The following is a 14090-nucleotide window of genomic DNA, read 5'->3' as shown; positions in this document are numbered from 1 at the left end:
TAATAAGCACTATCAGGGTGCATTAATGGCTATGTGTAGTTCGAAAAGCTTATCGAAATAGGAATGCCTAAAAACAGGCTGAATGAAACTATTAGCCCATTCTGCCAAAGGCAAAATTTTAATTTCCGGGCTTACCAGAAATAGAATGTCATTTGTAAAACTAAAAGCATGCGAAGGAATAACTACTTGAGACGAAAACTCACTTAAGTAAGTTTGCTTATCTCCAGAATCATCATCTCCTTGCCCTGTTTGAACAGTAGATTCCGTCACAACCTGATGTTTTATCAGGTCTTTAGATAGCACGGCACTGAGCATAAAAATGCTCATGATAACGCCAAACGCTCTAATAATAAGACGGTTTTGTTTCATATATAAGCGGCAAATCTACAATCTTTTATCAAAAAAAATCAATAAATATGCCATATTTCGTTGTCGACAACTTTTAGATGACCAAAAATGAGTTTAAAAAGCTCTAATAATATCGCCTTTTTTGAAACTTACTTTACCTAAACTCCCATTCTCCTTTTCAGAAGAGAGTTGGCAATTAGCACTGTTTAAAGGAAAATAAAACGCATATAGTGTATCCGAGAGTTTTTGATAGGTGGAAGGAAAAGTACCCCCGTTCTCCATAGCATAATTGAGAGCCTCCAAAATTTCCTTTTCTTTTTCTATGTCAGAGCTATAGGTCATCATATCTAAAGACTCCAAGCTAAAGCTTGTTATGGCCTTTAAAGAATCCAATCCCTCGGTCATCCTCTTGCAATCTTTTATCGATAGCATCTTTTCTATTTCAGAACCTTTCTTATTAACCGACAAAGTAATATCCGACTCAGAAATTTTCTTTATTTTTCTGTTTTCCATTTCCTCTTTTAAGCTAGAGGTATCTAGACGCTCAATATTTCCATTGCAAGAAACCAGTGACCATGCAGAAAAAACCAGGAGGAATTTGACTAATTGATGTACCATGAATATTAAATCTGTAACGATTCTATTTCTTTTAATCTGCTCTTTTTCTTTAAAAGGTCAAAAGACCCACGCTTCCTTTAAGAGAGCCCTTTTTAAGAATGATAAACTAAGGCCTTTATTAAAGGATGCTCAAAATTACAGGATACAGATAATATACACTCCCATAAATGGAAATAAGATAGGTAAAACAAAATACTTCCATTATTCGCCCCATCATTACTTCTACCCTGCAAGTACCGTGAAACTGCCTGCCGTACTGCTAAGTCTCGAAAAATTAAATGAATTAAAAATTGACAGGAAAGCAACTTACACCAGTTTCTCAAACATTGAGAATTACCCTTCTGTAGAAACTTCAGCCAAGGAAAGTATATCTACTTACATCAAAAAAATACTCTTGGTAAGTGACAACGATGCCTTCAATAGACTTTATGATTTTTTAGGAACGAATGATTTCAATGACAAATTGGCTAAAAAGGGCTACTTAAATACCCGAATTAATCACAGACTTTCGGTCAGTCTAAGTCAAGAAGAAAACCAAGCTACCCCTAAAGTAGGCTTAGGTCAGCATTATTATCAAGAACCTAAAATATCCACTCATTCCTATCAGAGCTCCAAAAAAATACCTCTTGGAAAAATGTACATCAAAGGGGACGAAACCATTCATGAACCCATGGACTTTGCTGCTAAAAATCAGTTTGACTTACTGGACCAGCACCGAATGCTCCTCTCCATATTTTTCCCGGAATCTATTGAAGCAAAAGCCCACTTTGATCTCACAGAACCCCAACTTAGCTTCGTGAAAGACTATATGAGCAGAATGCCACGAAATGCTGGTTATAACGAAACCAACTTTCCAGATAACTTCGGTAAGTTTTTTGTTTTTGGAGACCAGAATGGAAGGATTCCAGATAATATTAAAATCTATAATAAAATAGGTGGGGCATATGGTTTTTTGATGGATAACGCACTTATAGAGGATAAAAATTCAGGCAAAGCCATGATACTATCTGCAGTGATATATGTCAATAAAAACGAAACCCTAAACGACGACACTTATGAGTACGACAGTTTAGGGCTTCCTTTCCTTGGAGAGCTGGGAAGATATTTATTAGAATATACTCCTAAATAAACTCCTCTCCCACGTTTTTAGCATCCGACACAAACTGCTTCACTTTTTGCTCGTCTTCCAATTTGCAAATCATCAAAACATTGTCAAACTCGGAAACGATAAACCCTTTCAGTCCATTTATCACCACTAATTTATTTTTTGGCGTTTTAACAACACACCCTTCCGTATCATATATAAGGACGTTTCCGTCAATAGAATTGGACTCTTCATCTAAGTTAGAGTTATCGTAAACCGAACGCCACGTCCCTAGATCTGACCAGCCAATGTCACTTTTAACCACGAAGACGTTGTCGGCTTTTTCCATAATGGCGTTATCTATGGAAATACTTCTACATCTAGAATAGGCTCCCTCTAAAGATGTTTTCTCCTTGGTGGTGTAAAAATCCTTTTGGGCCGCATTAAAGGCGTCCGCCATTTCTGGCAAATACTTAGCAAAAGCCAAGGTTATAGAGGCCGCAGACCATACAAAAATCCCTGCATTCCAAGTATAATCACCGCTTTCAATAAACATGGTTGCCAATTCTAAATTTGGCTTTTCCGTAAAGGCCTTGACTTTTTTTACCTCTTCCTCTGCATCATTAAATTGTATGTAACCGTAACCTGTATTCGGATGCGTCGGTTTTATGCCTAGCGTTACCAGAGCATCGTTATTTTTAGCGTAATCTATGGCTACGTTTATTTTCTTCTTAAACTCTTCTTCTTTTAGAATAATATGGTCGGCAGGTGCCACTACGATGTTGGCGTGAGGATTCATCTTTTGAATCTTATAACAGGCATATCCTATACATGGTGCTGTATTCCTTCTGCCAGGCTCGCATAATATTTGGTCTTCCGACAAAAATGGCAACTGCTCTAAAGTTAATTCTTTGTACTCATGCCCCGTAACGACGTATATGTGTTCTTTTGGACAAACGCCTTCAAATCTGTCCGCTGTCTGTTGTATAAGTGTGCGTCCTGTTCCGAGAACATCATGAAATTGTTTAGGGAAAGTCTGGCGGCTGAAAGGCCAAAATCTTGTTCCAACCCCGCCTGCCATTATAACCAAATAATTATCTTTCATTCGTTCTGTTTTTATGTATGTAACTAGCTATACGCAAATCTACATTTTCTCGGATATTCATCCAATATAAATTTATATCCGCCCTATGCCATATTTTGGACTTGATCAAGCCACTTCCTAAAATATTCGGCTTCCCGATCCAAAGCAGTCCGTCATTAACCTGAGCATCCACTGGGCTTTTTACAAATTTAAATTTCAAACCCACACCTCCACTATTCAATTTATAGTCGGCATAAGAGTCGTCTGTTTTCCATGTGAGCGGATTGGTACATATGGCTTTATTCAAACCATCCTCATAATAAGAAGGATAATAACCGGTAGAAAAAGTGTTCCATGTCACAAAACCTCCAAAAGACGCTGCACTAGAACTGGCTTCAATCCCCTCAAACACATCTGGCTTCAATGGCATACCTATTAAATAGGCCTCTACCAATTTTTCTTGAAGCGGTTTCCCATCAAAATAGTCTTTTAAAAGCCTAACGGCATGAATTGTACCCTGAGAATGAGATGCGATTACTATTGGTCTGTCTTTATTATAATGCTCTAAATAATATTCAAAGGCTCTTTTTACATCTTCATAAGCCAAATCAAGAGCCTTTTCCGTGGAAAATTCATCGGATGACGTAAAAGCCGAATAATGTGCTTGCCTATAACGAGGAACATAAATTTTACAAGAGCCATTGAATGCCGTACACTGATTCAAAACTGGCAATTGATCAATTTTTAAATTCAATTCTTCATCTTCTACAGAGGCATTCCATTTATATTCATTTGATGGCTCATAGGTATAAATGGTAGGATAAATAAAAAAAACATCCGCCTTGGCATCTGCTTGACCATCCTTTAAACCAGACCGTTTTGGAACCTTATCTGCCATGTCTTTTAAAGTCGGCAATGCGGACCAATGAGCATCTAAGGAATAGTCTGGTTCAGGTGGAATTGGTGACTGATCGAAGCCAATTTCAAGACTAAAAAATTTCTGGGCAGCGGTACTTTTTGTAAATAGAACTGAAAAAAGAAATAATAAGACAGAAAGTTGTCGCAAATGAATATTTATCATAATTTATAGTTTGAATTGAATAATAATAACATTTGATTTGCACATAATTATAACCGCAAGAAACTTTATCAATAATTAACAAACCAAAACGATGTATAAACTAAACATAAGAAAGTTTTTGCCAGTAACCCTTTTACTATTTCTGGCAGTCTTTATTTCTAATGCTCAAACGAAGATAACTGGAACCATTTCAGATTCTGACACAAAAGAACCTTTAATCGGTGTAAGTATCCAAGTAAAGGGCAAAATTATAGGAACAGTAACGGATGTCAAGGGGGAGTTCGAGCTGAACACCTCAACACCTACACCTTTTCAGATTTCCATAACTTATATTGGTTACCAAGGTCAAGAAATTGACATAACCAGCAACAACACAAACCTTCAAATTTCTTTAGACGAGCAGGCTATTTTAGGACAAGAAATTGTGGTGGCCGCCTCAAGGGTTGAAGAAAGTGTGATGAAATCTCCGGTAACGGTAGAAAAAATGGACATCAGAGCCATTCAACAAAACGCATCTGCTAGCTTTTACGAAGGCCTAGCCAACATGAAAGGAATTGATGTGACCACCCAAGGTCTTCTTTTCCGCTCCTTAAACATGAGAGGCTTTGGTGCTACTGGAAACCCAAGAACCGTTCAGATGATTGACGGAATGGACAACTCCGCTCCAGGTCTTAATTTCCCTATGGATAACATCGTGGGAATTCCAGAGCTAGACCTAGAAAGTGTTGAGGTGCTACCAGGAGCAGCTTCTGCTCTTTATGGCCCAAACGCCATAAACGGCCTTATTTTAATGAATTCAAAAAGTCCGTTTTTGTATCAAGGTCTTAGTGCCAATGTAAAAACAGGGGTTATGGTAGCAGATAATAGAGACAAGGTTACAACGCCTTTTTATGATGCTACCATTAGGTATGCAAAGGCATTTAATAACAAATTCGCCTTTAAAGTCAACTTATCTTACTTGGCGGCAGACGACTGGCAGGCCACGGATTACACCAACCTAAATGCAGCCTCTGGCAATCCATACGAAACAGATGGCACAAACATCTACGGAGACGAAGTACAGGCTAACTTAACCACAGTGGCCAATGGTCTTTTGGCTAGCCCTGCCGTTCCAGATGCTTTAAAAGGTCAGCTAAAAGGAGCGTTAGATGCTGGTTTAGTGCCAAATTCCAATGTTAGTAGAACAGGGTTTATTGAGAGAGACTTAGTGGACTATAACACAAAAAGTTTTAAAACCAACGTCGCTTTACACTACAGACTTAATGATAGAATGGAAGCTATTGGCCAGTTCAATTACGGATATGGTACAACTGTTTATACAGGAACTGGTAGATACTCTTTAAGAAACTTCAATTTGGCTCAGTATAAATTAGAACTAAGAGGAGACAATTTTAGCTTGAGAGGATATACTACGCAAGAGCGTTCTGGTCAATCTTATACTGCAGGTCTTGCCGCTGTAGCCATGCTTAATAGCGTAAGCCCACATGCCAACTGGTTTGGAGAATACCTTCAAGGGTTTTTAGGCGGTAAACTTGCTGGAGCACCTGATGCAACTGCACATGCAACCGCAAGATCTTATGCGGATAGAAATCTGCCTACACCTGGTACTGCAGAATTTTCAACATTACTTGATGCCAATAGAGATAAAGACATTGTTAACGGCGGTGGAGCCTTTTTAGAGAAAACCAACATGTACCATGGAGAAGGCGTTTTTAACTTCAAGAACCAGATTACATTTATGGATCTTTTAGTGGGTGCCAATGTTCGTCAATACCAACTTCGTTCAAACGGAACGCTGTTTGCAGATACTAAAGACGGCAGAACTGGTTCGATTCCGATTAACGAGTGGGGTGGTTTTGCTCAAGCGGCCAAAGAAGTATTTGATGGTCATTTAAAATTGACTGCTTCCATGCGTTATGACAAAAACGAGAATTTTGAAGGTCAATTTAGCCCGAGAGCTTCTGCTGTAACTTCATTTGGAAACTCAAACATTCGTCTTTCTGTACAGCAAGGATTTAGAATCCCAACTACACAGAATCAGTACATTGATTTAAGAACTCCAGCAGGAACACTTATTGGTGGTTTACCAGAATTTGAAGGTAGATACAATCTTACTAACGGAATTTCTTTAGTAACACTAAATGAATTTGCGTCTAAAGGACTTGCTTACTTCTCGCCAGCAGAACAAGGTTCTATTATTCAAAACGCTACTAATTATGCCATTGCTGCTCTTACTCCTATTATTACGCCATTAGTTATTCAAGGAGTTCAACAGCAAGTGACAGCAGGTGTTACCGCCCAAGTTCAGCAGGCCGTACAGGCTGGTCAGATAAAACCAGAAGATGCTCAAGCTGCCATAACCGCAGGAGTAACAGCCCAAATGTCAAGTCCGCAAATTCAAGCAACGATAGCAAGTCAAGTGGCCTCCGCAGTGGGAGAAAGAGCCCCAGCAGTGGTAGCACAAGTTGCTCCAGCCTATGCCACTGCAGCCCTTCCAAAATACCAGCCAAAAAAACTACAACCAGAAAAAATACTTTCATACGAAGTTGGATATAAAGGAGTTATTGGCAAAAAATTAATTCTAGACACTTACTACTACTTCAGTAAGTATACTAACTTCATTGGTGGTGTATCTGTAGTTGTTCCTACTGCTGCTGCAGGCCCAGGTCTTCCAATTGAATCTGGCGTTGCCAGTGCTAGTACAAGATTAGGGTATTCTAGACCCGCAAATACCAACCAAGACATCACGGTGCAAGGTTGGGCTGCTCAATTAGACTATTCGTTGCCAAACAGATTTACTGTTGGCGGTAATATTGCCTTTAACCAATTAAAAGGATTTACGCCGTCTCCTGAATTACAATACGCTGGTTTTAACACACCAGAATATCGTTATAATTTAAGCTTCGGAAGAAGAATTGCTCCAGGAAACGATTTTGGATTTAATGTGAATTTCAGACATCAAGACGCATTCTTGTGGCAATCTAGTTTTGTGGTTCCTACCAATGCCAACTTAAGTCCATACCAAAACACTACTGTTCCTAAGGTGAACAACATAGATGCACAAGTGAGCTACAAGCTTTCTTCTATTAAGTCTATTGTTAAACTAGGTGGTTCTAACATTGGTGGTAAGCCATACATCCAAGCCTTCGGAAGTCCATCAGTAGGTTCTATGTATTATGTGTCTATAACCTTTGATGAATTACTGAATTGATAAGATACTAATTGACAATTTTTTCAGATGGTAATAAATAAAGAGTTCTTGGTTTCCAAGAACTCTTTTTGGATCTAGATTGAACCAAAATTTCTTACCTTTGCAGCTCTTTGAAAAAAGAAATAGATTCTATTATTTTATATGGCCAGAACCCATAACAGATTTTAAAACTAACAATTCATGTCAAAAATAATTTATACCATTACGGACGAAGCTCCGGCATTAGCTACTTATTCTCTACTTCCTATCATCAAAGCTTTTACTTCAAAGGCTGGAGTGGATGTAGAAACCAGAGATATTTCTTTAGCAGCTAGAATTCTTTCTGTTTTTCCTGAATACCTATCTGATGACCAAAAGCAAAGTGATGATTTGGCTGAATTGGGCGAATTAGCAAAATCTCCAGAAGCCAATATTATAAAACTTCCAAACATCTCTGCTTCTGTACCTCAGTTAGAAGCAGCCATTAAAGAATTACAATCTCACGGATTTGCTATCCCTGATTATCCAGAAGATCCTCAGACAGATAAAGAAAAGGCAACACTAGCCAAATACAATAAGATTAAAGGCAGTGCAGTAAACCCTGTTTTACGTGAAGGAAACTCTGACCGTAGAGCACCTAAAGCTGTAAAAAACTACGCTAAAAATAATCCTCATAGCATGGGAGCATGGTCTAAAGACTCTGCTACGCACGTATCTACGATGAGTTCTGGCGATTTCTGTTCTAATGAAAAGTCAGTAACCGCTTCTGCCGCTACGGATATAAAAATAGAGCACGTAGCTACTGACGGAACCGTGACGGTCCTAAAAGACAAGTTTGCATTATTAGAAGGTGAGATTATTGATGGTACAGTCTTGAGCAAAAAAGCTCTTATCACTTTCTTAGAAGAGCAAATTGCCGATGCAAAAAGCAAAAACGTTCTTTTTTCCCTTCATATGAAAGCCACTATGATGAAGGTTTCTGACCCTATCATCTTTGGTTTTGCGGTTAAAGTATTCTTCAAACCAGTTTTTGAAAAGTATGCAAGCACCATTTCTAAATTAGGTATAGATGTTAATAATGGTTTCGGAGATCTTCTTAATAAAATAGAAACGCTACCAGAAAACGAAAAAGCAGCCATAAAAGCAGATATTCAAGCTTGCTACGAGAACGGGCCAGCCTTAGCCATGGTAAATTCTGACAAAGGAATTACTAACCTTAATGTGCCTAGTGATGTCATTATCGATGCCTCTATGCCTGCCATGATCAGAACTTCTGGCCAGATGTGGAATGCCGCTGGGCAGCAACAAGACACTAAAGCCGTAATTCCGGATAGCAGCTACGCCTCTGTTTACGAAGAAACCATCAACTTCTGTAAAGAGCACGGTGCTTTTGACCCAACCACAATGGGAAGTGTTTCTAACGTAGGTCTTATGGCTCAAAAAGCAGAAGAGTACGGCTCTCACGACAAAACTTTTCAAATAGCTAGCGACGGAATTGTTCGCGTGGTAGATGCTAACGGAACTGTTTTAATACAACATAATGTAGAAGCGGGAGATATTTGGAGAGCTTGTCAAGCAAAAGACGCTCCAATTCAAGACTGGGTTAAACTAGCCGTTAATAGAGCTAAGGCTACTGGAACTCCAACCGTTTTCTGGCTAGATAAAAATAGAGCACACGATGCTCAGATAATTGAAAAAGTAAACAAATACTTACTAGACTACGACACCAAAGGTTTAGAGATATCTATAATGTCTCCTAAAGATGCGACTCGTTTTTCTCTTGAAAGATTAAAAAAAGGGGAAGATACCATTTCTGTAACCGGTAATGTTTTAAGAGATTATTTAACCGATTTATTCCCAATTTTAGAAGTAGGTACTTCTGCCAAAATGCTTTCTATTGTTCCTTTAATGAACGGTGGCGGTCTTTTTGAAACTGGTGCTGGAGGTTCTGCCCCTAAGCATGTAGAACAATTTACAAGTGAAAATCACTTACGTTGGGACTCTCTTGGAGAGTTTTTAGCCATTGGTGTTTCTTTAGAACACCTAGGAGAAAAAGATCATAACGCAAAAGCTAGAATCTTAGGCGAAACCTTAGATGCGGCTACAGAGACGCTTCTTTTAAACAGAAAATCTCCTTCTAGAAAAGTGAATGAATTGGATAACAGAGGAAGCCACTTCTACGTAGCCATGTACTGGGCTCAAGAATTGGCAAAGCAAACGGAAGACAAAGATCTTCAAGCGTTGTTTACCGACATTTCTGCCAAGCTTACTAAGAATGAAGACCAGATAGTTAATGAACTTAATAAGGTACAAGGCAAGCCTGTAGATATGGGTGGATACTTCCAACCATCTGACGAAAAAACGTCTGCTGCTATGAGACCATCTGCGACCTTAAATGGTATTATAGCTGCTCTTTAAGCTATATTTTCAGCTTAAAACCAAGCCCTGATTGCTCGTCAATCAGGGCTTTTTTTGTAGGCATGGATTTTGTATACCTCAAGATATATGACCTTTCCTATGAATTTATATAAGCTTCTTTTCGCTTTATTGTCTATATCCATAAGCACTAAAGCACTTTCCCAAACCTATAGTATAGCGGGGCAATATTCCTTTGGTGGTGATGAAGATGATGGTGCATATGATCTCATCAAAACTGCCGACAATGGCATTATCATGGTGGGCTCAACCAACTCTAAAAACAGTTTCGATGTCGGGGAATCCCAGGCTTTCAGAGGAAATGGCGGTAGTGATTTTTGGGTTATAAAAATCAATAAAGATGGAAAAGTGATGTGGTCCAAAACCTTTGGAGGTTCTGAAAATGACGAGGCCACCAGTATCGCCAAAGCTTCAAACGGCGAATATATTATTGTGGGCTCCACAAACTCTACAGATGGAGATGCCAACTATAATGGCACAAACGGCGGTATCCTTATGATTAGAATCAAAGAGGATGGCACTGTGGTTTCTAAAAGAATTATCCCCGGTGGACGCAGATTTACTCAAGACACTTATCATTACGCCGACTCATTTTCTAAACCAACCGTAAAAGTATCTAACGACGGCTTTATTTTTATTGGAGGCACACATGAAATAGGTTCATCTCCTTATAAAGCAAAACAGTTTTATCTTACAAAATTGACACCCACAGGTGATACGCTTTGGCAGAAATATTTCGGTAGCGACTTCGATGAACAAATGTCGAATCTAGAAATTGCCTCAAATGGAGACATTATTATGGTTGGAAGTACCACTTCTTCCGCCGCACAAATTCCTGGAGCCGGAAACGGGAACTTAGATTTTTTAGCAATGAGGGTAGACAACAACGGAATCATGATATGGCAAAAAGCCTACGGCGGAAATAACATAGACGCCTTACATGGCATTATTGAAAATCATCAAAAAAATGGTTTCATTTTAGTAGGAGAAACGAGTTCAGCTCAAGGAAACATATCAACGACCGCAGGAGGTAAAGATGCTTATATCCTTGAAATTGATACCAGTGGCAACATAAAATGGAAAAAACCTTATGGTGGAGATAGTAACGACAACCTTTATAATATCGTTTATAACGGAAGTTCCAGGTATTTGGCATTTGGAACCAGTGACTCTAGACTCACTGGCGTAACTTCTAAGGGCCCCTTAACTGATGTTTTAACGCTAACCATCACCAGTACTGGTGTCATTGAAAATGCTGGCCAATACGGCGGAGAAGATTTAGATGTAGGTCGCGGAGGTATCATTTTAACAGATACGACCTGGGCCATTGCAGGGGTTAGCAGATCTTCCTCTACCGACTTAAATAAAAACAATGGTGAAAATGACTTTTGGCTTTTAAAGCTTGGCAACCCCACTCCTATTGACATAACCGACTTTAGAGGTTTTAAAAATAACGCAAACGAAGGAGATATAAGCTGGAAAACCAATTATGAAAACGGGGCTAAATCAATCATACTAGAAAAAAGTGCAGATAATGTAAATTTTGTAAGTCTTAAAACTTTTAGCATTTCAGGAAACAGTACTTCCAAAAAGTCTTATACCTACGTAGACCCTCAGCTACGCTATGGCACTAATTATTACAGACTAAAATATACTGGCACCGATGGAAAAGCCTATTCAGGGCCTAGTCTGCTCATTGACTTTTCTCCTCTGGCAGTCACTCCTGAGCTCAAAAGCTTAGAACTTTCTGTATATCCAAACCCAACGAACGATAGACTTTTTGTTTCGGTATTTGACCCACTCGCACAGGTTTCCCTATTTGACATAAGAGGGGTGAAAATTAATTTAGCACCTACTTATTCAGAAAACTCGGGGTGGGTTTTCAATATGAAACAGTTAAAATCAGGATCTTATATCCTGAAAATGGTTTCAAAAGAGCAAACTCAATCTAAACGCATTATTAAAAACTGATAATTAATTGACCCTTTTCTTATAAATTAGAAGCTCAAAGTAAAAATTATGAGCAAAACCATCCATTGGGGTATTATTGGAATAGGGCGAATAGCCGAAAAATTCGCAACAGATTTAGCCACTGTTAAAAACGCAAAACTGGTAGCCGTGGCTTCTCGGTCCGAAGAACGAGCAAAAGATTTTGCAGATAGATATGGGGCACCTCACGCCTTTAGTGCTTATGACGAAATCTTCAGTGTTTCGGATTTAGACGCCATATACATAGCCACTCCGCATACTAGCCATGCCGTATCTACTAAATTATGCTTAAACAAAGGCATAGCTGTTCTTTGTGAAAAGCCATTTGCGATGAATGAGTTAGAGGTGAAAGAAATGATAGATCTTGCGAGGTCTAAAGATACTTTTTTGATGGAGGCTCTTTGGACAAGATTCCTTCCTAGCATCAAAAAGGTTTTAGAAATAATAGCTTCTGGAGGCATAGGTGATATTAAAAGTTTACAAGCAGACTTTGGCTTTATCCCGCCATTTAAACCAGAAAGAAGGGTTTTAAATGCCGACTTCGGTGGTGGTGCATTCCTGGATATTGGGATATATCCCGCATTCCTCTCCTTACTTTTATTAGATTATCCCTCATCTATTCTAGCCGCCAGCACTATGGGACCTACGGGTGTTGATGAAACCACAGCGTTTATCTACCAATACGAAAATAAAGCTATGGCCAACCTGAGCTGCACTTTTGGAGCCCAAACCAATACCGAAGCCTTTATTTATGGCACCAAAGGAAAAATAGTCATAAAGAGCATGTTTCATCAAAGCAAAGAAATTGTCTTTACTCCAGAGGATGGAGAAGCACAAACATTTAAGTTTCCAAGAGAGACTTGGGGATATAATTACGAAATAGAGGAAGTGAACGAGTGCCTAAGGAATGGCAAAAAGGAGTCTGATTTATGGCCGCTATCGCAGAGCCTTAAACTGATACAACTCCTAGATGAAACCAGAATGAACGCTGGGATAAGATATAAAACAGATGGTTCTCTTTAAAGAGAACTATCTTTCAAACTTCTTAAACCAACTCCATATTTTCATAATCACGACACCAAATACCGCTTCTTTAAAGATGCCAGAAGACATCTTTGATACCCCTTTTGTGCGGTCTGTAAAAATAATTGGCACCTCTTCTACTTTGAACTTGTAGAGGTAGGCATTGAATTTCATTTCTATCTGAAAAGCATATCCTACAAAAGTGATCTTATCTAACGGAATGGTTTCTAAGACTTTTCTGGAGTAACAAACAAAGCCTCCTGTTGGATCCATAAAAGGCATACGAGTAAGCATTCTAACATAAACACCTGCAAAATAAGACATCAATACCCTACCAATGGGCCAGTTCACGACATTAACCCCTGAGATATATCTGGAACCTATCGACATGTCATTTCCTCCATTCTTGCAAGAATCATAGAGCCTTACCAAATCGTCTGGGTTATGAGAAAAATCTGCATCCATTTCAAAAACAAACTGATAAGCTCTTTTTAAAGCCCATCTAAAACCATGAATGTAGGCGGTTCCCAACCCCAGCTTTCCAAGTCTTTCTTCTATATGTAACCGTCCTTCAAATTCGCCCTGCAATGCTTTTACAATATGAGCCGTTCCATCTGGAGAGCCGTCATCTACTATAAGAACATGAAAAACAACAGGAAGACTCATCACCTTTCTAATGATAGCTTCAATATTCTCTTTCTCGTTATAGGTGGGTATAATTACCAGGTTCTCTTCCGCCATTTCCTTCTTTATTCTCTAGTTATTGGTTCTGCCATTTCTATTTCCTTTGCATCTGCTTCCTCCTTTTCCAACTTCGCCTCTACCTTGTCATATATTTCTGTAAACAACTTGGGGTATTTGGCATAATACTCGTAACTGTCATTATACTGTGTGCTGTCCACCCCATATTTTTCCCAAAGTTCTTTTTGGAGATACTCAAAAGCCACCGTTGCAGAATCATAACTGTTTAAGTTCAATCTGCCCACCCGAGACTCTATCAGATGACTTTCACTCACCAACTCCACCATCACATCTTCAGAGATAAGGTTATGAGGAGCATCACTATTACCACATGCACCTAAAAATGATGCCATAACAAAAACAGAAAATATTTTCAAAAACGTCGAAACCATAATATTTTAATAATCAGGTTCAAAAAAACTTTCGACTGATAAGCTGAACCTAAAATAGGCTCTGGAAATTATTATCAGAGAAACAAACTAACTTTGCCAAACAA

At 38.8% G+C, this 14090-nt stretch carries 11 protein-coding genes; 5 read left to right on the top strand and 6 right to left on the bottom strand.

From position 1 onward, the window contains the following. Window positions 1-12 precede the first annotated feature (12 nt). Both ACSBFT_RS18720 and ACSBFT_RS18715 read right to left on the bottom strand, forming a co-directional pair. The gene (locus ACSBFT_RS18720; RefSeq protein ID WP_463046384.1) at window positions 13-369 is read right to left on the bottom strand and encodes a hypothetical protein; all 357 of its coding nucleotides are present in this window, start codon (window positions 367-369) and stop codon (window positions 13-15) included. 93 nt (window positions 370-462) lie between these two features. Next, window positions 463-966, bottom strand: coding sequence for a hypothetical protein (locus ACSBFT_RS18715; protein WP_489601993.1), 504 nt, complete (start codon window positions 964-966; stop codon window positions 463-465). Here ACSBFT_RS18715 and ACSBFT_RS18710 point away from each other — a divergent pair. Beyond that, on the top strand, window positions 965-2095 hold the full coding sequence (locus ACSBFT_RS18710) for a serine hydrolase (RefSeq protein ID WP_489601992.1): 1131 nt from the start codon (window positions 965-967) through the stop codon (window positions 2093-2095). The genes ACSBFT_RS18715 and ACSBFT_RS18710 overlap by 2 nt on opposite strands. Here the strand turns inward: ACSBFT_RS18710 and ACSBFT_RS18705 are convergent. Both ACSBFT_RS18705 and ACSBFT_RS18700 read right to left on the bottom strand, forming a co-directional pair. Next, on the bottom strand, window positions 2088-3155 hold the full coding sequence (locus tag ACSBFT_RS18705; protein WP_463046381.1) for a mannose-1-phosphate guanylyltransferase: 1068 nt from the start codon (window positions 3153-3155) through the stop codon (window positions 2088-2090). The genes ACSBFT_RS18710 and ACSBFT_RS18705 overlap by 8 nt on opposite strands. After that, complete coding sequence (locus ACSBFT_RS18700; RefSeq protein ID WP_489601991.1) at window positions 3145-4215, bottom strand: DUF3089 domain-containing protein; 1071 nt, start codon at window positions 4213-4215, stop codon at window positions 3145-3147. The genes ACSBFT_RS18705 and ACSBFT_RS18700 overlap by 11 nt, the downstream gene beginning before the upstream one ends. A 91-nt stretch (window positions 4216-4306) precedes the next feature. On the opposite strand from ACSBFT_RS18700, the gene ACSBFT_RS18695 reads away from it, so the two are divergent. From ACSBFT_RS18695 to ACSBFT_RS18680, 4 genes are all read left to right on the top strand, one after another. Then, window positions 4307-7426 carry a TonB-dependent receptor gene (locus ACSBFT_RS18695; RefSeq protein ID WP_463046379.1) on the top strand — a complete coding sequence of 1040 codons (3120 nt, stop codon included), beginning with the start codon at window positions 4307-4309 and terminating at the stop codon, window positions 7424-7426. Window positions 7427-7606: 180 nt separating this feature from the next. After that, window positions 7607-9823, top strand: coding sequence for an NADP-dependent isocitrate dehydrogenase (locus ACSBFT_RS18690; protein ID WP_489601990.1), 2217 nt, complete (start codon window positions 7607-7609; stop codon window positions 9821-9823). A gap of 99 nt (window positions 9824-9922) precedes the next feature. Then, window positions 9923-11812, top strand: a complete 1890-nt coding sequence (locus tag ACSBFT_RS18685) for a T9SS type A sorting domain-containing protein (RefSeq protein ID WP_489601989.1) — start codon at window positions 9923-9925, stop codon at window positions 11810-11812. Window positions 11813-11860: 48 nt separating this feature from the next. Beyond that, window positions 11861-12853 carry a Gfo/Idh/MocA family protein gene (locus ACSBFT_RS18680; RefSeq protein WP_489601988.1) on the top strand — a complete coding sequence of 331 codons (993 nt, stop codon included), beginning with the start codon at window positions 11861-11863 and terminating at the stop codon, window positions 12851-12853. 6 nt (window positions 12854-12859) lie between these two features. Here ACSBFT_RS18680 and ACSBFT_RS18675 read toward each other — a convergent pair whose 3' ends face one another. Together ACSBFT_RS18675 and ACSBFT_RS18670 are read right to left on the bottom strand one after the other, a co-directional pair. After that, window positions 12860-13594 carry a polyprenol monophosphomannose synthase gene (locus ACSBFT_RS18675; protein ID WP_463046375.1) on the bottom strand — a complete coding sequence of 245 codons (735 nt, stop codon included), beginning with the start codon at window positions 13592-13594 and terminating at the stop codon, window positions 12860-12862. An 8-nt stretch (window positions 13595-13602) separates the two neighbouring features. Then, window positions 13603-13986, bottom strand: a complete 384-nt coding sequence (locus ACSBFT_RS18670) for a DUF4296 domain-containing protein (RefSeq protein WP_489601987.1) — start codon at window positions 13984-13986, stop codon at window positions 13603-13605. Window positions 13987-14090 lie beyond the last annotated feature (104 nt).

It is taken from the genome of Arcticibacterium sp. SM2516 (assembly GCF_057914865.1).
The sequence above is the reverse complement of the archived record's forward strand: the minus strand, read 5'-3'. Positions and strand labels throughout refer to the sequence as shown.